Here is a 23,635-nt window from a genome sequence, read left to right as displayed (position 1 = left end):
GGACTTACACAAATCCGGGATGAGCGGGTCCAAGGGAACTGGGTGGCAAGACAGTGACGTGCCAGCGCAGCAGAAGAAAGTGCGCCATCCCGCAGGGACGACGCACCGAAGGCAGCGTGGCGCGGCTAGCTTGCCGCCGTTGCTGCCATCGACTGCAACTGGTCGATCACGCCAGGCTCTACGAACACGCAAGCCTGCTTGTCCTCGATCGGCACGTTGAACACCTCGGCAAACACCGTGCGCCGCAGGTGGGCCAGTCGGCCCGTGCGATACGCCTGCTCCGGCTTCATGCGGCCACCGGCCTGCGAGCCGCTACGCTGTGGATCGCATTCGACCAGTGCGACGAAGCCGTCATCGGACAGCCTCTGATGCTCGGGGCACAGGCCCCAGCCCGTCGCCGTGTGGCGTTCCATGCTCGCGCGCAGGCGCTTGTCCAGCAGGATCGCGCCGGTATCGAACGCCGTGCCGCAGACCAGGCAAACGTGCTGTTCGAGGGAAACGTGTGATTTGTCGTTCATGACGGTTCTCCGGTTGCAAGGGCGGAATTGCCCGGAACCGTCGCCCTCACGGCGCAGCGCAGCAGTCAGGGGTCGCAGACGGCCGCCAGGACGCAAGCGCGCAAGGCGCGCGCAGCCCTTGCACGGCGAGAACGCCGTGATACGGTGAAGGGACACAGCAAGACCGCCCCCTCACACCACCCCACGCACGCGGGTTTTTGGCAAGCGAAGCGCGCAGGCGCGGATCAGCGAGCCGGGCCGGAGGCGTCAGTGATGGAAGCCCGACAGGGGCGAGACTCGCGCAGCGAGGCTCGATGCGCAGCACGACAGCGCGACGGCGGCACGCCGGGACGCCCGACTACTGGTGACAGGACTACTCGTTGTCGGTCTTGCGCTGCTCGATCTGCAACTGCGCCCGCTGCGTTGCCTGTTGCAGCCGCTCCACCAGCACGCCCCTCGGCGGCAAGGCGGTCAGGTACTCGGCGACGTGGATGCCCGACTTGTCCAGCTCCAGCAATTCGATCTGCTCGCGCTTCTTGCCGGTACAAAGGATGATCCCCAGCGGCGAGGCTTCTTCCGGCTCCCGTTCGTGCTTGTCGAGCCAGCGAAGGTAAAGCTCCATCTGGCCTTTATAGGCCGCCTTGAACTCGCCGACCTTCAACTCCACCGCCACCAGCCGCCGCAGCTTGCGGTTGTAGAACAGCAGATCGAGGTGGAAATCCTCGTCGTCAATCGGAATGCGTTTCTGCCGGGCCACGAAGCTGAAACCCGCGCCCAGCTCCAGCAAGAACGACTCCATTTCGCGGATGATCGCCGCCTCCAAGTCGCCTTCCTGCCAAGTGTCCCGCAGCCCCAGGAAGTCGAGGATGTACGGGTCGCGCATGACCAGGGCGGGCGACATGCGCTGCGCATCGCGCATCTTCGCCAACTCCTGTGCGATCGTCTCGCCCGGCTTTTGAGACAGCGCCGTGCGCTCGTACAACATCGAGTCGATGCGCTCGCGCAGCGTCCGCACGCTCCAGCGTTCGGCGCTCGCCATCTGCGCGTAGTAGTCCCGCTGGAGCGGGTCTTTCAGCGGGATCAGGGCGATGAAGTGCGTCCAGCTCAATTCTCGTATCAGTGATACGAGAATCTGCTCGTCGGGGAAGGTGGCGGCGAACTGCACCATGCGGCGCAGGTTCTGCTCGGCAAAGCTGCTGCCGTACTCCTTCACCAACTGCGCCGCCAAGGTGGGTAGGATTTCCTTGCCGTAGGCACCGCGGCGCCCGTCCAAGACCTGCGTGCGGATGCGCTGGCCGATGCGCCAGTAGAGCATCGTCAGCTCGCTATTCACCGTCGAGGCGGCGCGCTTGCGCGCCGCCTCGATCAGTGCCCGAATGTCGCCCAGCAGCGCCGAAGGCGCTGCGGACGATGCTGCGGATGACCGGCGCGTGTTCATGCCGCCGCCTCCGCAAGCTGGCGCGCGCCCGTGATGGCTTGGCGGCGGCTGGCCACCAGCTCGGCCGCATCGCGCACCGGCTTGTCCTCGGTGTGGACGTAGTGCATGAACATCGCCACGGTCTTGTGGCCCGTCAGCTTCATGCCCACTTTGGTCGGTACGCCCGAATTGGCAATGTCGGTGGTCGAGCGATGGCGGATGCCGTGCGTGCCGACGTGCGGGACGCCGGCGGCCTTGAGCACCCGGCACCAGCCGCCATAGTGCTCGCCAAAGGTCAGGTGCTTGGCCGGGTCGTTCGGCGATGGCAGGACGTAGGGGCAGCCCTCCCGGCGCGGCGCCGTCGAAAGCAGCCGATAGGCTTCCTCGCTCATGGGCTTGGAAATGCCGCCGACCTTGCTGTCGGGCCACACCACGCGCCGGTTCTCGAAGTCCAGCCAGCTCCATTCGAGCGGGCAGATTTCGGAGCGCCGGGCGGCAAACTCGAATTGCAGCCGGATCGCCAGCGGGATGACGTAGTTCTCCAGCCCTTCCGCCTCCAGCTTCTCCAGATGGCGGAAGATCCGCACCATTTCCTCGTCCACGATGAGCCGGGTTTCCTTGCCCGGCGGGTACATGGGCACATGGCGGCACGGATTCGTGCCGTCCGGGCGGTAGCCCCACACTTCGGCCAGGTTGAACATCTTGCGCAGCACGCCGAAGGTCTTGTTCGCCTCGGTCGGCTTGTAGGCCAGCTTCTCCATCAGCCCGGCAATGTCGGGCCGCTTCACGTCATGCACCTTCTTGCGGCCCAGCAGCGGGATGATGTTGCGGTCTATGACGCCCTGATAGCCGTCCTGCGTGCTGGGCTTGTTGCGCTTCTTGGAGTAGTCCTCCATGAACTTCTTGCACAACTCGGCCATCGTGGGCGCCTTGCGCGCCTCGGCCTTGGCGCCGCCGGGGTCGCCGCCCCGGCGAACCTCGGCCAGCCAGTCCTGCGCCTTGACCCGTGCCTGTTCGACGGTCAGTTCCCCGTACAGCCCCAGCGAGGGCTTGCGGGGCTGGCCGGAGTTCGTGCGGTACTGGAGCATGAACACCCGGCGGCCCGTCGGGGTAATCTTGCACAGGAAGCCGGGCACCACGGTATCCCGCAGTTCAACATCCTTGGCCTGGGGCTGGGCCGCCTCCACGGCGGTCTTGGTGAGCTTGATCTTTGCCATGATGACTCCTTGGAACGACCCGGATTCCAGGAGCCAGATAGGAGCGGCGCGAGGGAAAACCGGATCAAGTTTCAGAAAGCACCGGCATATGATGGACGCGCGTAAGCTATTGATAAACTTGCTGTATCGAGCTGTGGCGCAGTCCAGCGAACTACCGGGCTGGAGTCATCGTGAAACAAAAAAACCGGCAGCCATGACGGCCGCCGGTTCGAAATACGCCAAAGGCAGGGAGGGAGGTTGCCCTCGGCGTGGTCTGCAGCGCGCAGGGCGCGCTGCCGACACCGTGCGGGGAGGCCCCGCGCCGATCCGCGGCCGGCGAGCGCGCCAAAGGCGCGCCGCAGCGGCGCGAAGGGCTTGAATCAGGCCGCCTTCTTGGGCGCCGCCTTCACGGCGGCCGGACGCGCCACGACTTCACTGGCGGCGTCGAAGTTGGTCTTGGCCAGACCGGCAAGGGCTTCGGAGGTCTTCAAGGTCTGACCCACGACTTCCTGACTCACCGCGATCAGGTGCTCGGAGGCGTCCTTGACGAAACTGATGCTCTTCGGCAGGAAGGCCTTGGCGGCATCAAGGTCGCGAACTTCAGCGGCCTCACTGGCGAACGCGGTCGCAGCATTCAGGCGGCTCTCGATCGCCTTGACCTGCAGCGCGGCCAGGGTCTCGAAATGCTCCACCGCGATCGCGTTGGCGCGCAGGGCGGACTCGGTCAGCTGCTTGGTGTACTGGCTGAACTGGGCGTTGATCTGATCGAACATGGCGCTCTCCTGGGCTGAGCGTGGGGGGTGGACAGAGCCTACCCTCGTTGAATGTTGCGACGCAACATGGGGCGCAGCCACGCGGCCAACTTGTTTACCCTGCGTTCATAAAAAATCTTGACAGCGCGGTACAGGAATGATCCCCAGACTCCGGCGTATGGAGCAGGCGGCGGGGTGTTTGCGCGGGTCAGATCCCAGCCGGGGCACCGCGGCACGGGTCGGAGAACCGGTGACAAGTATCCGGCGGCCGCCGCCGCGGCGTGTCGACCCTTCAGCGCCCTCGGATCTCAGCCGCCGCGATAGCGGCACCCCGAGGTGCAGGTTTCATGTACGACCACCATCGAAAGCTCAGGGAGGGCAGGCTTGAGCTGCTCCCAGATCCACTGCGCGAGACGCTCGCTGGTCGGGTTCTCCAGGCCGGGGATGTCGTTCAGATAATGATGGTCGAGGCGTTCGTAGATCGGCTTGAAGGCCGCCTTGATGTCGGCAAAGTCCATCAGCCAGCCGGTGTCGGCATTGATTTCGCCCTCGACGTGGATCTCCACGCGAAAACTGTGCCCATGCAGACGGGCGCATTTGTGCCCCGGCGGAACCTTGGGCAGCCGGTGGGCAGCCTCCAGGGTGAAGACCTTGAAGATTTCCATCGTCGAACTCCAGAAACGCGACGGGCCCCGCTCGCGCAGGGCCCGCAGCTAGCGGCGCGGCCGGGAAGCTTACGCCGCGAACAGCGCCTTCATCTTCTTCATGGCGGCCGCCTCGATCTGCCGGATCCGCTCGGCGGACACGCCGTACTCGTCGGCAAGCTCCTGCAGGGTGATCTTGCCGTCTCCCAGCCAGCGGCGCTTGACGATGTCGCGCGAGCGCTTGTCGAGGCTGGCCAGCCCCTCACGCAGGATCTCGAGGCGGTTCTCTTCCTCGTCGTCCGCGGCGTAGCGCAGCGAAGGATCAGCGCCATGCTGTTCGAGGTAGGCGACGGGCGCGGGACGTGCGTCGTCATCGTTGTCGGACGGGGCATCGAAGCCGATGTCCTGACCCTGCAGCCGCGCTTCCATCTCGAGCACCTCGGCGGCGGGCACGTTCAGGTCGCGGGCGATGGCCTGCACTTCCTCGTTGTTCATCCAGCCGAGGCGACGCTTGCTCTTGCGCAGATTGAAGAACAGCTTGCGCTGGGCCTTGGTGGTGGCGACCTTGACGATGCGCCAGTTGCGCAGAATGAACTCGTGCATCTCGGCGCGGATCCAGTGCACCGCGAAGCTGACCAGGCGCACGCCCTGATCCGGATCGAAGCGCTTCACCGCCTTCATCAGGCCGATGTTGCCCTCCTGGATCAGATCGGCCAGCTGCAGGCCATAGCCGTTGTAGCCGCGGGCCACGTGGACGACGAATCGCAGGTGCGAAAGCACCAATTTGCGGGCCGACTCCAGATCCTGCTCGGCCTGGTACTGACGGGCCAGGGACTGCTCCTCATCGACGCTGAGTACAGGAATACGATTGACCGTGCCGATGTAGGCGTCGAGCGTGCCGATGGACGCCGGAACCGGCAGGTTGTGGGCAACAAGCGCGCTGTGGGTCATGTCGATCTCCATAAGCTGAACTTTAGCAGTCTATCCCTGAGAGTGCTAAACCACGGGTGAAGTTCCCGCGCGTCCCGCCCATCCCGAAGTCTCAGATGCGGCCTGGCGCATGCAATTCAAGTGCCCCGTGGAATCGCCAGTGCAGTCCGCGGCGGCAGGCGCCAATCGACCTCGCCCGCACCGCGCCCCTGCAGGTAGCGGTTGGCCGCGGAAAAATGGCCGCAACCGATGAACCCCCGGTAAGCCGACAGCGGCGAGGGATGCGGCGCGCGCAGCACTGCGTGACGGCTGCGGTCGATGAACTTGCCCTTGGCCTGCGCGTAGCTGCCCCAGAGCAGGAAAACCAGTCCCTCGCGCTCGCGGTTCAAACGATCGATCACGGCGTCGGTGAAGCCTTCCCAACCCTTCCCCTGATGCGAACCGGCCTGACCCGCCGCCACAGTGAGCACGGCATTCAGCAGCAGCACGCCGCGCTGCGCCCAGGGCTGCAGGCAGCCGTGATCCGGCGGTTCGATGCCCAGGTCGCGCTGGATCTCCTTGAAGATATTGACCAGCGAAGGGGGCACCGGGACACCCGGCATCACCGAAAAGCACAGGCCATGCGCCTGCCCGGCCCCGTGGTATGGGTCCTGGCCGAGGATGACCACCTTGACCTCGTCGAAAGGCGTGGCGTCGAGTGCGCTGAAGATCTGCCGAGCCGGTGGGTAGACCGTGACGCCACGGGCACGCTCGGCAACGAGGAACTCGCGCAGCGCCTGCATGCCCGGCGACAGCAGCACCTCGGCCAGGCGATCCTTCCATGAGGGGTGCAGGCGCACCCGCTCCAGCGCTTCGTTCAATGCCCCTCGACCTTCGAGCGCATGATCCGCCCGACCCGCAGCTGGAACAGCAGCTTGGTCACCAGCAGCCGCTCCTCGATCGGCTTCTCAACCAGATCGTTGGCGCCGGCACGCAGCAGCGCCGACTGGTTGGCGGGGTTGTCGTCGCCGGTCATGACCAGGATCGGCAGCTGCGCCTTGCCATAGCCGAAGCGCGAGCGGACCTGCTCCAGCAGGTCGTGACCGGTCATGCCGCCCTTCAGGTAGACGTCGGTCAGGACGATGTCCGGGCCAGGCACCCGGCCTTCGGCAGCGTACTGCTCTAGCAGCGCCAGGCCGTCCTCGACGCTGACCACATGGGTGACCCTGAGGCCGTGCTTTTCGAGCATACGCCGGGTGGCAACGGCAACGACCTTGCTGTCCTCGACGTACAGAACCTCGCCGCCCACTTCGTCCTGCGGCTGCACGTAGCCGCGGATGAAGGCACCGAGCGCGGCGAAGCCCAGCGACTTGTCGAAGTAGTCGGTGACGTCATCGCTGAAGCTGCGCTGCACCAGACGCTCGTGCACGTCACCCGACACCACGATGATCGGAATGAAGGCCTGCGGCGCGTGTTCGCGCACGTAGCGGGCCAGCTGCTGGCCGTCCATGTCCGGCAGGCGCAGGGAGGTCGTGACCAGGTCGATCACGCCGGTCTGCAGCGCCGCCTGGGCCTCCGCACCGGTCTCGCAGGAGATCACTGTCACCCCGGGCAGCTCGGCCTTGAGCACCTGCTCGATCAGGCGGCGGACGACCTTGGAGCCGTCAACCACCATCACCCGCGGCGTTTCCGACGTGATGTGGCGGGTAATGCTGCCGGCGCTCATGCGCGGCCCCGGCGCAGCGCGCCGCGTGGATGCTCCTCAATCGACATCGACCGTCCTCCCCGACTGTCCCTGACGCAGATGGTGCCCGACCGCCAGAAAGGCCCCCAACCAGCCCAGCACAGCCGCGCCGCAGGGTACCGCAAGGGTGGCTCCGATGCCGAATCCCTGCAGGCGGAAGCCACTGTCATAGCTCGCCACCAGCGCTTCGACCGGGCCCGCCAGGCCGAGGCGCAGCATCGCCAGCAGGGCGATGGCGAGCAGGCCCGCCAGCAGGCCGTACCAGGCGCCAAGATAAAGAAAGGGCCGGCGGATGAAGCCTGCGGTCCCGCCCAGCAGCTGGATCACCGCGATCTCCTCGGACCGCCCCTGCACATCGAGGCGGACGGTGTTGCCGACCACCAGCAGGGCGCCCAGCAGCAGCAGCACGGCAAGCGCCTGCACGCTGCGCTCGCCCAGATGCAGCCAGGCATCGAGGCGCTGTCGCCACAGCGCATCGTGCTGCACCAGCTCGACCCCAGGAACCGCTTCCAGCGCGAGCACCAGGGCGGCCGGGTCCGCCGCTTCGGCGGGCACCACGTCCAGCACGGCCGGGATGGGGCTCTCATCGAGCAGGGCCAGCGCCTCGCCGAAACCGGCATAGCGCTGGAACTCGGCCAGCCCCTGCTCGGGCGTGCGCAGCTCCACCCGGACGACGCCGGGCAGATCGCGGACCGCCTGCAGCGTCTCCTGCTGCGCGTCCTGATCCAGCTCCAGGGCCAGGAACACGGCGATTTCGCGAGCCTGTTCGACTGCGCCGGCCAGGCCCTTGAGATTGCCCAGAACCAGGAACAGGGCCAGCGGCAAGGCGAGGGCGATCGCCATGACGCCCACGGTCAGGGCTGTCGCGAAGGGCTTGGCGCTGACCCGACCCAGGCTCGATACCAGACTGAACAGATGGAGGTCGCGCCAGTGCGCGAACGCCGCGCGCCAGCCGCGCGGGGCGCTCTGCACGCGAGCAGACGCTGGTGGCCGACGGCGCCGATTGCGGCTCATGCCTCCGACCTCGGGCGGAAGTCATCCACCAGCCGGCCGTGATCGAGCACCAGCACGCGCTTGCCCATGCGCCGGACCAGGTGCAGATCGTGGCTGGCGACCAGCACGGCCGTGCCCTGGGCCGGCAGCTCGGCGAACAGCCGCATGATGTCTTCCGCCAGCTGCGGATCGAGGTTGCCTGTCGGCTCGTCGGCAACCAGCAGCGGCGGCTGCGCGACGACCGCGCGGGCAATGCCGACGCGCTGCTGCTCGCCCGCCGACAGGCCCAGCGGCGAGCTGCGCTCGCGCGCGAGCAGGCCGACCCGCTCCAGCGCGGCGCGCACGCGCGAACCGATTTCAGCCCGCGGCAAGCCGGCGATCAGCAGAGGCAGGGCGACGTTGTCGAACAGGCTGCGGTCCAGCAGCAGGCGGTGGTCCTGGAAGACCATGCCGACGCGGCGGCGCACGAAGGGCTGCTCGCGCGCGCCGACCTGGGCGAGGTTGCGCCCCTCCAGCAGCACGCTGCCGCGGCTGGCGCGTTCGGCCAGATGGATCAGCCGCAGCAGGGTGCTCTTGCCGGCGCCTGAGTGGCCGGTGACGAACACCATCTCGCCGCGCTCCAGGTCGAAGCTCAAGTCTCGCAGCGCCTCGCTGCCGCCGGCATAGCGCTTGGTGACCGCATCGAAGCGCAGCAGCGGCAGCGCGGAGTCCGGAGTCGTCGCACGGGCTCTCATCGGGTTTCAGCGCACCAGTGAGTTGATCTGGAAAATCGGCAGGAGGATCGCCAGCACCACGAACAGCACCAGGCCGCCGACCAGCAGGATCACGCCCGGCCCCAGCGCAGCCATGGCCACGCCCAGCGCGGTGTCGAGCTCGCGCTCCTGCTGCAGCGCGGCTTCATCGAGCATCGCGTGCAGGCGCCCGCTGCGCTCGCCGCTGGCGATCAGTCGCAGGGCCACCGGGGGGAACTGACCGCTGTCGGCCAACGCCCGCGACAGGCCCTGACCCTCGCGCACGCGCACGCTGGCGCGCGCCAGCGCCTCGCGCAGGCTGCGGTTCTGCACGACCTGACTGGCGATCGACAGCGCCTCGAGCAGCGGCACCGCAGCGGCGGTCAACAAGGCCAGGGTGCGGGCGAAGCGCGCCGTGTCCAGCGCCCGCGCCAATCGGCCCCAGATCGGAATGCGCAGGCTGAAGGTGTCGAGGGCGGCGCGCGCACCCGGCTGGCGCAGCGCCAGCCACAGCGCAGCAGCGGCCAGCGGCAGGGCCAGCAGCAGCCACAGCCCGTAGGCCTGCACGAAGCCGGACAGCGCGACCAGGATCCGTGTCGGCAGGGGCAAGGCCTCCCCGAACTGGCTGAACACGCCGATCACCTGCGGCACCACCCAGACCATCAGGCCGGCAACCACCGCGATCGCCACGGTCGACAGCAGCAGCGGGTAGGTCAGCGCCAGCAGCACGCGCCGGCCCAGTGCGTCCCGGCTCTCGGCGTAGTCGGCCAAGCGCAGCAGGATGCCGTCGAGCTTGCCGGCGGCCTCGCCGGCCGCGACCGAGGCGCGATACAGCGCAGGAAACGAGCCCGGGTACTCGGCCATGGCCGCGGCGAGGGTGCTGCCTTCCAGCACGCGCGCGCGCAGCGCCATGACCTGGCTGCGCAGCCGGCCCTCGCTGCCTTCCGCGAGCGCTGCCAGCGACTCGTCAATGGGCAGGCCGGAAGCGACGAGGGTCGCCAACTGGCGCATCAGCAGGGCGCGCTGGGCGCTGCCGAGGCTGCGCGCCCCCGCACCGGTGGAAGGCGCGGCCTCGTCGACGCTGAGCGGGCTCAGGCCACGCTCGCGCAGCTGGCTGCGAGCGGCGCGCGCGGTGTCGGCCTGCAGCACGCCGCGCGTGCGGCGGCCACCGGCATCGAGCGCGCTGTACTCGAAGGCAGGCATGCGGGGCGGCGGGCTTACTCGGGCGGCAGGCGCCGCCCGACCTTCAGATGGATCGGCCAGCGCACGCGCAGGGCCTGCTCGGGATCGCCCCAGGCGGCCGCCATGTCGTCGGCGATCTGCAGCACCGGATCCTCGCCGTGCTTGCGCAGCCAGGCCTGGCTGGCCGACCAGCTGCGCAGGTAGTCGAGGTAGTCGGCCAGACGCAGCTCCAGCTCGATGTTGAAACGCGGGGCTTCGATCGGCGCGAATGGAAACGGCAGCTCGGCGTAGCCGTTCTCGACATGCTTGCGCTCGGGCGGCCAATAAGGCCCCAGCACGCCGCGATAAAGCCGCATGAACACCTGGTCGACCGCCGGCGTCACCAGCGACAGGCCATAGCACCAGACGGCGATCACGCCGTCGGTTCTGAGCACGCCATAGACCGCGTCGTAGAAGGCATCGAGATCGAACCAGTGCAGGGCCTGGGCGACCGTGATCAGGTCCACGCTGCCCAGCGGCAGCGAGGGCAGCTCGGCCGGCTCGACGCGGTAATCGATATTGCCCAGCGTGTCGGCCAGCGCGATCTGGGCTGCGCTGGGGTCGGTGGCGATCACCCGCTCGAAGCGGCGCGCCAGCGGCAGCGCCGCCTGTCCGCTGCCGCAGCCGACGTCCCAGGCCAGCTCGCGCTCGCCGGGCAGGCTGGCCAGCCAGTCGAACAGGGCTTCGGGGTAGCTCGGGCGTGCCGCGGCGTACAGGCCGGCCTGAGCGGAAAAGTGATCCTTGAACATGGCGCGGAGTCTAGCCCGGATGCCTCGCGAGGGCGCGGATTTCTCTACAGCCCCGGCGCGGTCTCCACCGTCTCCGCCGACTGGCACACTGCGCCACCCGAATCACGGAGCCCGGCATGAGCGATCTCACCCTGCGCGCCGCCGATCCGCGCGACCTCGACGTCCTCGTCGAGTTCAACGCGGCGATGGCGATGGAAACCGAAGCCCTGAGCCTCGACCGCGAGCGCCTGCGCGCTGGCGTCGCTGCCCTGCTGGCCGATCCCGCCAAGGGCCGCTACCGGCTGGCCGAGCGCGCGGGCGAGGTGGTGGGTGCGCTGATGCTGACCCGCGAATGGAGCGACTGGCGCTGCGGCGACTGGTGGTGGATCCAGAGCGTGTACGTGCGCGCCGACGCGCGCCGCGCCGGAGTTTTCCGCGCGCTGTTCGACAGTGTCACGGTGGAAGCACGCGCGGATGCCGGCGTCTGCGGGCTGCGCCTCTACGTCGAGCGCGACAACCTGCGCGCACAGGCCACCTATCGGGCGCTGGGCATGGACGAGACCCACTACCGCCTGTTCGAGATTTCCACCCGCAGCTGACCGGGCGCCGCAGCAGCCCGGCCGCACATCGGCGCAGGCTTCTTCATTCTTCCTGCGCAGGCGTGAGAACGCGCTTCGCATCACTCAAGACGGCACTCACCGGAAATAGACGGACGTTGAACAGTGGCCTGCGCAGACTGCGCGCCACGCTCAAGCGACGGGCAGACCCCCGACGCGGCGTGCAGCACACCGCTGACCCTTCCCACTGTCTGGAGAACGCCATGTTGAAGCGCCTGATGTTCATCGCCGCCGCCCTGCTGATCGCCCCCATCGCTTTCGCCGACCACCACGGCATGAAGAAGGAGCAGAACGTGGTCGAGATCGCCGCCGGCAACCCCGACTTCTCCACCCTGGTCGCCGCGGTGCAGGCTGCCGGCCTCGCCGAGACCCTGAGCGGCGCCGGCCCGTTCACGGTGTTCGCCCCGACCAACGACGCCTTCGCCAAGCTGCCGGCCGGCACCGTCGAGAACCTGCTGAAGCCGGAGAACAAGGACCAGCTGGTGGCGATCCTGACCTACCACGTGGTCCCGGCCAAGGTGCTGGCGGCTGATGTCGGCGGCCTGACCGAAGCCGACACCGTCAACGGCAAGAAGCTGACCATCGACACCAGCAACGGCGTCAAGATCAACAACGCCACCGTCACCGCCACCGACATCGTCGGCAGCAACGGCGTGATCCACGTGATCGATACGGTGATCCTGCCGTAAGCGCGCACCGTCGCGCGGTTCCCGCGAGCCCCGGGGCGTCTGCCTCGGGGCTCGCTGTTTTGGGATTCGGGATTCGGGATTCGAAAGAGCAGACAACCGACTGTTTGGGAATCCCCAATCCCCGCTCTTCAGTGCTTGCGGAGCCCTGCGCGCAGCTCGCCCTCGGCTTCGGCGCTGCTGAGTTCCACCAACTCGACGCTGATCCCGTGCGCCGCCAGCACCGCCTGCCACTGCCGCGCGCGCAGGCGGCGCAGCTGGGCCAGGCGAGTCGCCGGCAGGCCCTGCGCTTCGGCCTGCGCACGCAGCAGGCTTTCGGGCTCGATGCCGATGCGCACATGTCCGCCGGCGTACAGCGCCGGCGGCTCGTCGGCTTCCGCCACCCACTCCTCACCCTGCGGCGCGAACAGCGCGCACTCGACCAGCTTCCATACCGGGGCGAGGCCGGCGTGCTCGTACTGCAGGGCGGTCATCGCGCAGAGGTCGTGCAGGCTCAGATAGCGCGCATGCTCCAGCGGCAGGCCGAACGCGCTCTGCGCGGCCAGCGCGGTGGCCGCGGCGGCCATGCCCTTCTCGATCAGCTCGGCCTCCATCTGCTGGCCGACCTCGGCGATCCGCGCAGCCGCGCCGTGCAGCACGAAAGGCACAAGGCGCAGCGGCCCGCCGCGCAGGGCCGGGTCCGGCTGCAGGCCAGGCGCCGGCATGCGGCCGCCGCTGGCCCAGAGGCTGACGACCCGCGCCTGCGAGCGTTCACCGGGCGCGCCGACCAGCAGGTCCGCCAGCGCGGTGAACACCGGCCAGCCGGGGCGCAGCAGTTCAGCCGGATCGAAGCTCGCCATCGCAAGCCCAAGGTCCAGGTTCGATGCCGCCGGCAGCAGCCGCTGGAGGTCGATCAGGACCGGCTCCAGCAGCGGCTCGGCCGCCTCGCGCTCCAGGGTCTCGCGGCCCTGCGCGAATTCGACCGGCGCGTCTTCGTTCGCCGACTGCGGGCTGATCTCCAGCGCCAGCGCGCCAAAGCAGTTCAGGTTCTCGTCCACTTGAGGGTGTCCTTCCTTCGTCAGAAGCAGGCGCGCGCGGCCTGCGCTAAAGCTTTCGCTCGGAATCACTGGGCTATTATCGACCGTCCTTTGGCTTGCACGGCATGAAGCGCATGAGCCCCAACCGCACTGTCCGCCCCGTCGGCATCCTCGGCGGCGTCCGCATTCCCTTCTGCCGCAACAACACCGCCTATGCCGACGTCGGCAACCTCGGCATGTCGATCCGCACGCTGGGCGCGCTGGTCGAACGCTTCGGCCTGCACGGCGCGCAGCTCGGCGAGGTCGCGCTCGGCGCGGTGCTGAAGCACAGCAGCGACTGGAACCTCGGCCGTGAGGCCACGCTGTCCTCGGGCCTGTCGCCGGCCACGCCGGGCATCACCCTGCAGCGCGCCTGCGGCACCAGCCTCGACACCGTCATCCACATCGCCAACAAGATCGCGCTTGGGCAGATCGATTCCGGCATCGGCGGTGGCTCGGATACGACCTCGGACGTGCCGATCAATGTCAGCCGCCCGCTGCGCCGGCGCCTGCTCGACGCCAACATGGCGCGCTCGGCCGGCGACCGCCTGCGCGCCTTCCGCGGCTTCTCGCCGCGCGAGCTGAAGCCCGAGTTCCCCGGCGTCGGCGAGCCGCGCACCGGCAAGAGCATGGGCCAGCACTGCGAGCTGATGGCGCAGGAATGGAAGATCCCCCGCGCCGAGCAGGACGCGCTGGCCGCGGCTTCGCACCACAAGGCCGCAGCCGCTTATGAGCGCGGCTTCTTCGACGCGCTGGTCGTGCCCTTCCGCGGCGTCACCCGCGACAACATCCTGCGGCCCGACACCACGATCGAGAAGCTGGCAACGCTCAAGCCCGCCTTCGACAAGCTGTCCGGCCGCGGCACCCTGACCGCCGGCAACTCCACCCCGCTCACCGATGGCGCCTCGGCGGTGCTGCTGGGCACGCAGGAATGGGCCGAGTCGCGCGGCCTGAAGGTCCAGGCCTGGCTGGTCGACGCGCAGGTCGCGGCGGTCGACTTCGTGCACGGCGAGGGCCTGCTGATGGCGCCGGCCTGGGCGGTGCCGCAGATGCTCAAGCGCCACGGCCTGAGCCTGCAGGATTTCGACTTCTACGAGATCCACGAGGCCTTCGCCGCGCAGGTGCTGTGCACGCTGCGGGCCTGGGAGAGCGAGAGCTTCTGCCGAGACAAGCTGGGCCTCGACGCGCCGCTGGGCAGCATCGACCCGGCCAAGCTCAACGTGGTCGGCAGCTCGCTGGCCTTCGGCCATCCGTTCGCCGCCACCGGTGGCCGCATCATCGCAACGCTCGCCAAGCTGCTGGAAGAGCGGGGCAGCGGTCGTGGCCTGGTCTCGGTCTGCACCGCGGGCGGCATGGGCGTCACCGCCATCCTCGAACGCTGAAGGTTCCAGGTCGACGAACACAAAGCCCGCCAATCGGCGGGCTTTGACGTTTCAGGCGAAGCCGCGACTCAGCGGCCCATGACGCTGATACCGTAGAAGCAGGGCGCATTGCCGCAGTCGTACATGGTGACGTTGAGGCGGAACTTGCCGCTCCAGCGCGGGCTGACGCGCACGATCGGTGCGTCGTCGACCAGGGCATCCTCGGCGATCACATTGTCGTTCTCGTCGTAGAGCTTGAGGTCCAGGTCCGAGCAGTCCTGGTCGCAGACCGCCGCGATGAAGTACTCGCGGCCGGACTTGAGCTCAAAGGTGTAGTCGTCGCTGGCCTGGTTGCCGAGCAGGTCGTAGTGGTCGTCGAAGGCATGGCGGTAGCCCTCGCCCTCACCGATCGACTTGATCGCCGCCAGCTGGGCGCGCACCACGGTTTCGTACTCGTTGGCCTGGACGGCGCCCGCGAGCGGCAGCAGCAGCGCGGCGAACAGGGCGGGGATGCAGCGTGCTGCGGGCATGGCGGGCTCCTTGGCTGTGGACTCGGTGGACGACGGGTCGATGCTTCCCGGGCCGGTACGGCTCGGGACGCGGTGAACAGGATGACGCGGAAACGCGGCGCGGCGGATCATCGACGCCGCCACCCGGCACGTCGTCATCGAGGCGTGTGCATCGCGCATGCCAGCCGGCGGTGCACGCGTCACCCGGTCAGTCGTCGCGGGTCACCCGCAGCACCTCGTCGGCCGTGGTCAGGCCGGCGCTGACCTTGGCCCAGCCGTCGTCGAGGATGGACGGCGTGTACTGGCGCGCGGCGCGGGTCATTTCAGCTTCGGAAGCGCCGCCGTGGATCAGCGCGCGCATGGCCTCGTCGACCAGCACGACTTCGTAGACGCCGCTGCGCCCGCGGTAGCCGGACGCCCGGCCCGGCAGGTCGCCGCGCGGGCGCGCGAAGCGCAGCCCCTCTGTCGGCTGGCGACCGAAGGCCGCGCACTCACTGGCGCTGGGCGTGTACCACTCGCTCTGCGCCGGATCGAGCCGGCGCACCAGGCGCTGGGCCAGCACGCCGAGCAACGAGGACGACAGCAGAAAGGGCTCGACGCCCATGTCACGCAGGCGGGTCACCGCACCCACCGCGGAGTTGGTGTGCAGGGTCGACAGCACCAGATGGCCAGTCAGCGAAGCCTGCACGGCGATCTCGGCGGTCTCCAGATCACGGATCTCGCCGACCATGACCACGTCGGGATCCTGACGCAGGATCGCGCGCAGGCCGCGGGCGAAGGTCATGTCGACCTTGGGGTTCACCTGGGTCTGGCCGACGCCGTCCAGGTAGTACTCGATCGGGTCTTCGACGGTGAGGATGTTGCGGGTGCTGTCGTTGAGCCGCGACAGCGCCGCATACAGCGTCGTGGTCTTGCCCGAGCCGGTCGGGCCGGTGACCAGCAGGATGCCGTGCGGGCGGTGGATCAGGCGATCGACGTGGCCCAGGGTCACCGGGTCCATGCCGAGTTCGGCAAGGTCGAGTCGCCCGGCCTGCTTGTCGAGCAGGCGCAGCACCACGCGCTCGCCGAACCCGGCCGGAATGGTCGAGACGCGCACATCGACCGGGCGGCCGGCGATGCGCAGGCTGATGCGGCCGTCCTGCGGCAGGCGCTTCTCGGCGATATCGAGCTTGGCCATCACCTTGATGCGGCTGACCACCGGCTGGGCCACGGCCTTCTGCGGGCGCAGCACTTCGCGCAACACGCCGTCGACGCGGAAGCGCACCAGCAGGCTGTGTTCGAAGGGCTCCAGATGGATGTCGGAGGCGTTTTCCTTCACCGCTTCGGTCAGCAGGGCGTTGATCAGGCGGATGATCGGCGCCTCGTCCTCGCTCTCCAGCAGGTCCTGCGGCTCGGGCAGGGCATCGACCAGCTGGTTCAAGTCGGCGCGCTCGTCGAAGTCGGCGGCCATCGCCCGTGCGTCGTCGGCGCCGCCCTCATAGAGCTGGCGCAGCAGGCGCTCATACTCATCGGCGGAGTGCGGGCTCAGAACGATTGGCCGCGCCACATGGCGGCGCAGCTCGGCGATGACCTCGGGCGATACGCCGGGCCGATGGATGATCTCGGCCTGGGTCTCGTCCAGCGCGCGCACGGTGGCACCGTGGCGACGGGCGAAACCGAAGCCCGGGCGCGCGGGCAGGCTCACGGCTGCGGACGCTCCGACTCATCGCGCTGCGGCGGCTGCACCGGCGGCGGGCTCTGGAACAGGTCGCGCGGCAGTTCGGGCAGCAGGGGCTGCTGCTCGCCGCCGATGCGGCTGCCGGCGCGCTCGCGGATCTGCAGCTGCTCGGCGCGGATGTAGTTGTACTTCTCCGAGCTCACCGCGGCCTCGGTCGCGGCGTCGCGCAGGATGGTCGGACGCAGGAACACCATCAGCGTGCGCTTGTTGCGCTTTGCCGCGCGCGACTTGAACAGGTTGCCGAGCAGCGGGATGCGCGAGAGGCCGGGCACGCCCTGCACGTTCTCGGTGGCCTCCTCCGAGGTCAGCCCGCCCAGCACCAGCAGGCCGCCGTCGGGCACCAGCACCGTGGTCGAGAGCTCGCGCTTGTTGGTGATCAGATCGACCGCGCCCGAAGCCTGCGGCGCCAGCGCCGAGATCTCCTGCTTCAGCTCCAGCCGCACCGCATCACCCTCGTTGACGTGCGGGGTCACGGTGAGGATGACGCCGACATCGCGACGGTCGATGGTCTGGAAGGGGTTGGTCGGCTGGTTGGCGCCGCCATTGGTGGAGGTGTTGGTGTACTGACCAGTCAGAAAGGGCACCTCCTGCACGACCTTGATCTCGGCTTCCTGGTGATCGAGGGTGACGATGCTCGGGCTGGACAGCACATTGGCGCGGCCATCGCCACGCAGCGCCTTGACCAAGGCGCCGAGCTGGAACACGGTGACGTCCTCGCCGTTCTCCCCGATCGGCAGTCGCAGGGATCCGCGCAGGTACCCGACGTTGAGGCCGTTGCCACCGATGACGCTGAGGGGATTGGTCAGACCGCCAACGATGCCGCCGGCGCCCGTGCTGCCGCCAAAGTTGGTTCCGCCGATCACGCCGCGCGCGTCTTCTCCCACATCCGCGCTCTGCCACTGCACGCCGAGTTCGGAGGCCAGCTCATCGCTGACGTCTGCAATGATCGCCTCGACCTGCACCTGGGCGCGGCGCACGTCGAGCTGGCGGATCACCGCCTCCAGCTCGCGGAATACCGCCGGCGCGGCGCTGATCACCAGCGCATTGGTCTCGGCATGGGCCTGGATGGTCGCAGCCTTGGCGCTGCCGGCCTGGCCTTCCGCCGGCGCGGCGTAACCGGTGAGGGTGGCGGCGACGCCGTCCAGCACCGGCACCAGGTCTTCGGCCTTGGCATTGCGCAGGTAGACCACCTGCGTCGCTTCGCCGCCGTCGAGCGGCGTGTCCAGATGCACGATCAGGCTGCGCGCGCGCAGGCGCTGGGCGCGATCGCCCGACAGCAGCAGCGAATTGGTGCGCTCATCGGCCAGCACTTTCGAGCCGCTGCCCTGCCCGGCCGCCGCCTGTGCGGCGCCGCTCTCCAGCGCCAGCAGGGTGCGGGCGATCTCCGAGGCCCGCGCGTGGCGCAGCGGAATCACTTCGATTTCGGAATCGGCGGCGACATCGATGCGGCGGATGATCGCCGCGATGCGCTCCAGATTGGCGGCGCGATCCGCCACCAGCAGGCTGTTGCTGCCGCCGTGCGCGGCGATATGCGCCTGCTGCGGCATCAGCGGGCGCAGCAGGCCCATCATTTCCTGCGCCGAGACGTGCTTCAGATCGATGATGCGGGTCAACTGGGCATCGCCGCCGCCGAGTCCCGTCATCGGCGCCTGCTGGGCGGCGCTGACGTCCGGCACGATCTTCACCATGCTGCCCGCCGGCACCGCGGTGTAGCCATGCACGCGCAGCACGGAGAGAAACACTTCGTAGATCTCGTCCGCCGTCATCGGCTGGCGCGAGACCACGGTCACCGCGCCGGTGACGGTCTGGTCGACGATGAAGCTCTTGCCGGTGATCTCGCTGACCGTCTCGATCAGCACATTGATGTCGGCCGCCTTCAGATTCAGCGTGTGGCGCCCGCCGCCATTGCTGTAGCCGGGTGCCGGCGCAGCCGGCGCCGCGGCCTGCTCGACCTGGGGAATCATCACCGTGGGCGCTTGCGCCTGAGCGGATGTCTGCGCGGACGCAGGCAGGGCCAGCGCGAAGGTGATGGCGGCGGTCAGCAGGGCAAGGCGCATGGGCGATCCGGGCAGCGATTCTTCGGGAAGTCCGCGGCAGGGGCGCGCGGCGGCGGCCGATCATAGCGCGAGCCAGCCGGGCGGCCGAGGCGCGGCCTACTTGAGGTCGACGCCGATCTGCTGTTCGCGACCGTCGCGACGGATGGTCAGCTGCAGGCTGCGCGCATCGCGCAGCGAGTTCATCAGCTCGCTCTGGCGCTGTGGCCCATCGAGCGGAATGCCGTTGACCGCGGTGACGATGTCGCTGGGGCGCAGGCCCGAGCGCTCGAACAGCTCGCTGTCGCGGCCCGCCGACAGCCGTACGCCGGCGAAGCGGCCGTTCTCCAGCACCGGAAACACCTGCACCTGGCTGGCCAAGGCGGCGGCGTCGATGCCGGTCGCGTCGCGGATGCTTTCCATGCTCGGCCCACCGGGCGCGATCATCGGATTGACGAAGGGCGAGGGCATGCTGCGATCGATCGCGCCGCTGCGGTCGCGGGTGGCCAGCGCGGTCGGACGCGCGCCCGGTGCGGGCCGCGAGCCATCCTCGCGCGGCAGGCTCAGGCCTTCGGTCTGGCCGTTGCGCTCCAGCAGCACGCGGCCGGCGCTGATCGCCGTCAGCCGCGCGCCACCGGGCAGCTCGTCACCGACCTGGTAGCGCGCATGTCGACCGGATTCATCGCTGATGATGGCCATGCCCTGGTCCTGGTCTTCCAGGTTCAGGGTGCCGCGCAGGGTGAGCTTGAGCGCGGTTTCCGGCGCGTTGGCCGCCAGCGCGGCGAGGTCCATGGCCACGCCGGGCTCGCCGAACAGCTTCCAGCGGGCGATGCCGGCCTGGTCGGCCGAGGCTTCGGCCGCCAGCGGCTGGAAGCCCGAGGGCTGCAGCGGGATCGCCGGCCCGGCGAGCAGCAGCAGGGCAAGGCGCGCGAGCGCCCACAGCGCCAGCGCCGCCGCGACCGCAGTCAGCAGACGCGCCCAGAACACTGTGGAGACGCGCGCCAGCGCCGTCTGCATGGTCTCAACCTGCGGGCGTGGACGGTGCGGGCGCGCCGCTGCCGCTGCCACCGCCGGTTCGACGCGGTCGCCGGCGGCGCTTGCGCGCGGCCGCGTCCTTGTCGGAGGGCGGCGGATTGGTGGCGATCGAACCGTCGTCCTCGTCTTCCTCTTCCGCCGCCGAGGCCTCGCGGGCGAGCACCGCCACCGGCGCCAGCAGATCAGGCGTGATCTGCGCCACCGGGATCTTCTGCTCGATGTAGGCCTCGATCTCCGGCAGGCTCATCGCGTACATGTCGCAGGCGAAGCTGACCGCGTCGCCCTCGGCGCCCAGGCGCGCGGTGCGGCCGATGCGGTGGACGTAGTCCTCGCAGTCGTTCGGCAGGTCGTAGTTGTAGACGTGGCTGACGCCGTCGATATGCAGGCCGCGCGCGGCCACGTCGGTGGCCACCAGGATGTGCAGATCGCCGCGCTGGAACTTGGCCAGCAGGCTCTGGCGCTTCTTCTGCGGCACATCGCCCGACAGCACTGCGACCTTGTGGCCCTGGCGGTCGAGCCGGCGCCAGACCTTCTCGGCGGCCACCTTCATGTTGACGAACACCATGCTGCGGCGGGAATCGTTGCGCGCCAGCAGGTTCAGCAGCAGCGGGATCTTCTCCTCCGCCGCCGGGAAATAGACCACCTGGCGCACCCGCGAGGCCGTCACCGTCTCGGTCTCGACGGTCAGCTTCTCGGGCTCGTTCATGTGCTCGTAGGCCAGCTCCAGCACGCGGTGGCTGAGCGTGGCCGAGAACAGCAGGCTTTGGCGCTCGCCGGCCGGCGGCATGCGCCGCAGCAGGAAGCGGATGTCCTTGATGAAGCCGAGGTCGAACATGCGGTCGGCCTCGTCCAGCACCACCGCCTCGCAGGCCGATAGCGAGAACACGCGCTGCTTCAGGTAATCAATCAGACGGCCCGGGGTGGCGATGATCACGTCGCAGCCGGCGCGCAGCATCTCGCGCTGCTTGTCGTAATCGACGCCGCCGTAGATCAGGGCGAAGCGCAGGCCGGTGTCGGCAGCGATTTTCTGGGCATCCTTCTGGATCTGGATCGCCAGCTCGCGGGTCGGCGCGAGGATCAGGGCGCGCGGGTCGGTCTCGCCGCGGTTGGCGATCGCCGGCCGGGTCAGCAGGCGGTTCACCACCGCGACCAGGAAGGCGATGGTCTTGCCGGTGCCGGTCTGGGCCTGGCCGGCGACATCACGGCCGGTCAGCGCGATCGGCAGGGTCAGGGCCTGGATGGGGGTGCAGCGGGTGAATCCAGCCTGGGTCAGGCCTTCAAGCAGGACGGGATTCAGTTCGAGACTGGAGAAGGTAACGTCGGTAAGTGGCTTGTCGCTCATGGGTTTTCCGGCGGTCGGCGAGGGTCGCGAACGCTTGCATGGCCTGTCCGGCGACCGCACACTGCCGAGCCCCAGGCGGCTGGGCCCGGGCTCCGCTGCGACAGAAGGAAAGGCCGAGAGGGGCGCCCACGGCTTCCGCGGCGGGCGCGAAAGGCGGCCCCGACGAGGGCCTCACACAGGGCGGACGGCTTGTGAAGTTCAGGCATTGGCCGCAAGTGTAGCCCAAGCCCGCGCGGCCGCAGCGGCGCCCGCTTCACGCGGCCCTGCGCCACAATCCCACCCGAGCCGGCATCTCGACCGGCCCCATCCTCAGGAGCCCCATCGTGAGCGAACACATCAAGAACGTCGGCGATGCCGATTTCGACGCCGAAGTGCTGAAGTCCGGCGAGCCGGTCCTGGTCGACTTCTGGGCCGAGTGGTGCGGCCCCTGCAAGGCGATCGGGCCGATCGTCGACCAGGTCGCGCAGGAGTTCGCCGGTCGCGTAAAGGTGGTCAAGCTCAACATCGACCACAACCCCGGCACGCCGCGCCAGTACGCGGTGCGCGGCATTCCGACCCTGATGCTGTTCAAGGACGGCAAGGTCGCAGCCACCCAGGTCGGCGCGGTCAACCGCGGCCAACTCACCCAGTTCGTCCAGAAGGCCATCTGAGGCACTGGGGTCGGGCAGGCGACGGCCTGCCCGACCCGCCCTCAGCGCTGACGCTTCGACTTGGCTTCGTCCTCGGCGATGAAGCGGCGGAACTTCCAGAACATGAAGCCGCCCATGGCCAGCATGAAGGCAATTACGCCCAGGCTCGCCAGCCCGGCGTCGGTGTTGAACAGGGCACGCCAAGCGTCCATCGGTGTCCTCGGTGGATGTGTGGATAGAGCGCGCAGACTGCGCCCCCGACCGGGGCCAGCGTTTGACACGCATCAAGCGAGCGCTGGGCAATCGCGCATTCGAGCCTGAACCCCTCTCACGCCACCGCCACCGCGCGTCTTGCCCGGCCCCGCCTCGGCGTGTAGTGTTCGCAGCATTCGCGGTGCGATCACGCCCGCCACCCTCTGCAGCACCCCTCCCCGCATCCCCCCAACGATTCTCACGAATCCATCGCTCGCACTGCGCGAGGTATCCCTTGTCCGAGAACGAAACCCCGAACGGCGACGCCGTGCCAACGCGCGCCGAATCGACGCCTGAAGCGGCCGCACCTGCCCCCGCCCGGCCGCCACGCGCCCCGCGCGCGCCCAAGGCGAGCGCCGCCGCAGCGCAGCCCGAATTGCCGCTGGCCGCCAGCACCGAAGCAGCGCCCCGGCCGGAACCGTCGGCATCCGTCGAGGCGCCGCGCGCCGAGGTTGCTGCACCGCAGGCACCCGCAGTGAGCGCCCCGGCAGCGGCAGAGGCCGCGCCGCCGGCAGCGCAGGCGACCGGGCACAGCGCATCGACGCAGTCCACGCCCGCCGTGGCGGCAACCGAAGGCGCCGCGCCGACCGCGGAAGGTGCGGCACCCACTGCCGAAGGCGGCGCCGAGGACGCGGCAGAGCAGGCGCGACGCGAGCGCCGCGAGAGTCGCCGCGAGTTCCGCGAGCGCCGTCGCGAGCGCCGCAACCGCGAGCGCCAGCAGAACCAGCAGAACGGCGGCGATCTCGATGACGAGAGCCTGCCGCCGCCGCAGAACACGCCCTACCAGCCGCCGGCCAATCTGCCCAGCTACAGCCTGACCGAGCTGAAGCGCATGCGCGCCGACCAGCTGATGGATCTGGCCGAGACCCTGCGCATCACCGAAACCGTCGCGCGCATGCGCAAGCAGGACGTCACCTTCGCGATCATGAAGGTGCTGACCCGCTACGGCGAGGGCGTCGCCGGCGAGGGCGTGCTGGAGATCCTGCCGGACGGCTTCGGCTTCCTGCGCGGCGCCGAGGCCAGCTACCTGGCCGGCCCGGACGACGTCTACATCTCGCCCAGCCAGATCCGCCGCTTCAACCTGCGCACCGGCGACTACATGACCGGCCGCATCCGCTCGCCAAAGGATGGCGAGCGCTACTTCGCCCTGGCCAAGGTCGACACCATCAACGGTGAGCCGCCGGAAGCCTCGAAGAACAAGGCGCTGTTCGAGAACCTCACGCCGCTGTTCCCGCGCAAGCGCTTCGTGCTGGAGCGCGGCAACGGCAGCACCGAGGACATCACCGGCCGCATCATGGATTTGATGAGCCCGATCGGCAAAGGCCAGCGCGGCCTGATCGTGTCGCCGCCGAAAGCCGGCAAGACCATGCTGCTGCAGAACATCGCATCGGCGATCAGCTACAACCATCCGGACGTGCACCTGATCGTGCTGCTGATCGACGAGCGCCCGGAAGAAGTCACCGAGATGAGCCGCACCGTGCGCGGTGAAGTCGTGGCGTCCACCTTCGACGAACCCGCCAGCCGCCACGTCCAGGTGGCGGAAATGGTGATCGAGCGCGCCAAGCGC

Annotated in this window: 23 protein-coding genes and 1 pseudogene; 5 read left to right on the top strand and 19 right to left on the bottom strand. The window is 68.9% G+C overall.

The features are described from left to right. Positions 1 to 125 precede the first annotated feature (125 nt). From Q0654_RS15000 to Q0654_RS14945, 12 genes are all read right to left on the bottom strand, one after another. Positions 126 to 518 carry an ATPase gene (locus Q0654_RS15000; RefSeq protein ID WP_166159936.1) on the bottom strand — a complete coding sequence of 131 codons (393 nt, stop codon included), beginning with the start codon at positions 516 to 518 and terminating at the stop codon, positions 126 to 128. Between the two features lie 352 nt (positions 519 to 870). After that, a complete protein-coding gene (locus Q0654_RS14995; protein WP_298855237.1) occupies positions 871 to 1,935 on the bottom strand; it encodes a PDDEXK nuclease domain-containing protein in 1,065 nt (354 codons plus the stop codon). Further along, entirely contained in the window at positions 1,932 to 3,131 is a 1,200-nt protein-coding gene (locus Q0654_RS14990; protein ID WP_261540426.1) for a site-specific integrase, read from the bottom strand. The genes Q0654_RS14995 and Q0654_RS14990 overlap by 4 nt, the downstream gene beginning before the upstream one ends. A 359-nt stretch (positions 3,132 to 3,490) precedes the next feature. Further along, positions 3,491 to 3,883, bottom strand: coding sequence for a phasin family protein (locus Q0654_RS14985; RefSeq protein WP_298855232.1), 393 nt, complete (start codon positions 3,881 to 3,883; stop codon positions 3,491 to 3,493). Between the two features lie 287 nt (positions 3,884 to 4,170). Then, on the bottom strand, positions 4,171 to 4,527 hold the full coding sequence (queD, locus tag Q0654_RS14980) for a 6-carboxytetrahydropterin synthase QueD (protein ID WP_298855229.1): 357 nt from the start codon (positions 4,525 to 4,527) through the stop codon (positions 4,171 to 4,173). 69 nt (positions 4,528 to 4,596) lie between these two features. Further along, the gene (rpoH, locus tag Q0654_RS14975; protein ID WP_298855226.1) at positions 4,597 to 5,457 is read right to left on the bottom strand and encodes an RNA polymerase sigma factor RpoH; all 861 of its coding nucleotides are present in this window, start codon (positions 5,455 to 5,457) and stop codon (positions 4,597 to 4,599) included. A 116-nt stretch (positions 5,458 to 5,573) separates the two neighbouring features. Beyond that, on the bottom strand, positions 5,574 to 6,296 hold the full coding sequence (gene ung / locus Q0654_RS14970) for a uracil-DNA glycosylase (RefSeq protein WP_298855223.1): 723 nt from the start codon (positions 6,294 to 6,296) through the stop codon (positions 5,574 to 5,576). Then, on the bottom strand, positions 6,293 to 7,141 hold the full coding sequence (locus tag Q0654_RS14965) for a response regulator (RefSeq protein WP_298855220.1): 849 nt from the start codon (positions 7,139 to 7,141) through the stop codon (positions 6,293 to 6,295). The genes ung and Q0654_RS14965 overlap by 4 nt, the downstream gene beginning before the upstream one ends. Before the next feature lie 36 nt (positions 7,142 to 7,177). Beyond that, positions 7,178 to 8,173 (bottom strand): permease-like cell division protein FtsX, encoded by a 996-nt coding sequence (gene ftsX, locus Q0654_RS14960; RefSeq protein WP_298855218.1) that lies wholly within the window; start codon positions 8,171 to 8,173, stop codon positions 7,178 to 7,180. Beyond that, a complete protein-coding gene (gene ftsE / locus Q0654_RS14955; protein WP_298855245.1) occupies positions 8,170 to 8,853 on the bottom strand; it encodes a cell division ATP-binding protein FtsE in 684 nt (227 codons plus the stop codon). Before ftsE ends, ftsX begins: the two co-directional genes overlap by 4 nt. 39 nt (positions 8,854 to 8,892) lie before the next feature. Further along, positions 8,893 to 10,086 carry a type II secretion system inner membrane protein GspF gene (gene gspF, locus Q0654_RS14950; protein ID WP_298855215.1) on the bottom strand — a complete coding sequence of 398 codons (1,194 nt, stop codon included), beginning with the start codon at positions 10,084 to 10,086 and terminating at the stop codon, positions 8,893 to 8,895. A 14-nt stretch (positions 10,087 to 10,100) separates the two neighbouring features. After that, complete coding sequence (locus Q0654_RS14945) at positions 10,101 to 10,853, bottom strand: class I SAM-dependent methyltransferase (RefSeq protein ID WP_298855211.1); 753 nt, start codon at positions 10,851 to 10,853, stop codon at positions 10,101 to 10,103. 116 nt (positions 10,854 to 10,969) lie between these two features. On the opposite strand from Q0654_RS14945, the gene Q0654_RS14940 reads away from it, so the two are divergent. Both Q0654_RS14940 and Q0654_RS14935 read left to right on the top strand, forming a co-directional pair. After that, complete coding sequence (locus Q0654_RS14940) at positions 10,970 to 11,431, top strand: GNAT family N-acetyltransferase (RefSeq protein WP_298855209.1); 462 nt, start codon at positions 10,970 to 10,972, stop codon at positions 11,429 to 11,431. A gap of 221 nt (positions 11,432 to 11,652) precedes the next feature. Then, a complete protein-coding gene (locus tag Q0654_RS14935) occupies positions 11,653 to 12,138 on the top strand; it encodes a fasciclin domain-containing protein (protein WP_343230143.1) in 486 nt (161 codons plus the stop codon). Positions 12,139 to 12,266: 128 nt separating this feature from the next. Here the strand turns inward: Q0654_RS14935 and Q0654_RS14930 are convergent, their stop codons facing one another. Continuing rightward, positions 12,267 to 13,172 carry a hypothetical protein gene (locus Q0654_RS14930; RefSeq protein ID WP_298855207.1) on the bottom strand — a complete coding sequence of 302 codons (906 nt, stop codon included), beginning with the start codon at positions 13,170 to 13,172 and terminating at the stop codon, positions 12,267 to 12,269. Positions 13,173 to 13,285: 113 nt separating this feature from the next. Here Q0654_RS14930 and Q0654_RS14925 point away from each other — a divergent pair, with 113 nt between their 5' ends. Then, positions 13,286 to 14,572: an acetyl-CoA C-acetyltransferase gene (locus Q0654_RS14925; protein WP_298855205.1), complete on the top strand. Its 1,287-nt coding sequence runs from the start codon at positions 13,286 to 13,288 to the stop codon at positions 14,570 to 14,572. A 68-nt stretch (positions 14,573 to 14,640) separates the two neighbouring features. Here Q0654_RS14925 and Q0654_RS14920 read toward each other — a convergent pair whose 3' ends face one another. From Q0654_RS14920 to rhlB, 5 genes and pseudogenes are all read right to left on the bottom strand, one after another. Continuing rightward, positions 14,641 to 15,081: a hypothetical protein gene (locus Q0654_RS14920; protein ID WP_298855203.1), complete on the bottom strand. Its 441-nt coding sequence runs from the start codon at positions 15,079 to 15,081 to the stop codon at positions 14,641 to 14,643. 187 nt (positions 15,082 to 15,268) lie between these two features. Continuing rightward, on the bottom strand, positions 15,269 to 16,744 hold the full coding sequence (gene gspE / locus Q0654_RS14915; RefSeq protein ID WP_298855200.1) for a type II secretion system ATPase GspE: 1,476 nt from the start codon (positions 16,742 to 16,744) through the stop codon (positions 15,269 to 15,271). After that, positions 16,741 to 18,834: a type II secretion system secretin GspD gene (gene gspD, locus Q0654_RS14910; protein ID WP_298855198.1), complete on the bottom strand. Its 2,094-nt coding sequence runs from the start codon at positions 18,832 to 18,834 to the stop codon at positions 16,741 to 16,743. Before gspD ends, gspE begins: the two co-directional genes overlap by 4 nt. A 96-nt stretch (positions 18,835 to 18,930) precedes the next feature. After that, the gene (gene gspC / locus Q0654_RS14905; protein WP_298855196.1) at positions 18,931 to 19,827 is read right to left on the bottom strand and encodes a type II secretion system protein GspC; all 897 of its coding nucleotides are present in this window, start codon (positions 19,825 to 19,827) and stop codon (positions 18,931 to 18,933) included. Positions 19,828 to 19,870: 43 nt separating this feature from the next. After that, positions 19,871 to 21,187 (bottom strand): annotated as a pseudogene (gene rhlB, locus Q0654_RS14900) (ATP-dependent RNA helicase RhlB); the annotation flags it as partial. Between the two features lie 323 nt (positions 21,188 to 21,510). Here rhlB and trxA point away from each other — a divergent pair. Then, complete coding sequence (trxA, locus tag Q0654_RS14895; protein WP_298855193.1) at positions 21,511 to 21,837, top strand: thioredoxin TrxA; 327 nt, start codon at positions 21,511 to 21,513, stop codon at positions 21,835 to 21,837. A 41-nt stretch (positions 21,838 to 21,878) separates the two neighbouring features. Here trxA and Q0654_RS14890 read toward each other — a convergent pair whose 3' ends face one another. Then, the gene (locus Q0654_RS14890) at positions 21,879 to 22,028 is read right to left on the bottom strand and encodes a DUF3149 domain-containing protein (RefSeq protein ID WP_298855190.1); all 150 of its coding nucleotides are present in this window, start codon (positions 22,026 to 22,028) and stop codon (positions 21,879 to 21,881) included. A 308-nt stretch (positions 22,029 to 22,336) separates the two neighbouring features. Between Q0654_RS14890 and rho the strand changes: the two genes are divergently transcribed. Continuing rightward, positions 22,337 to 23,635: transcription termination factor Rho (rho, locus tag Q0654_RS14885; protein ID WP_298855241.1), on the top strand; the 1,299-nt coding region annotated here is incomplete at its 3' end.

Origin of the sequence: uncultured Aquimonas sp., assembly GCF_937888285.1 — a bacterium.
In the GTDB taxonomy this organism is placed as follows: domain Bacteria; phylum Pseudomonadota; class Gammaproteobacteria; order Xanthomonadales; family Xanthomonadaceae; genus Aquimonas.
The sequence above is the reverse complement of the archived record's forward strand: the minus strand, read 5'-3'. Positions and strand labels throughout refer to the sequence as shown.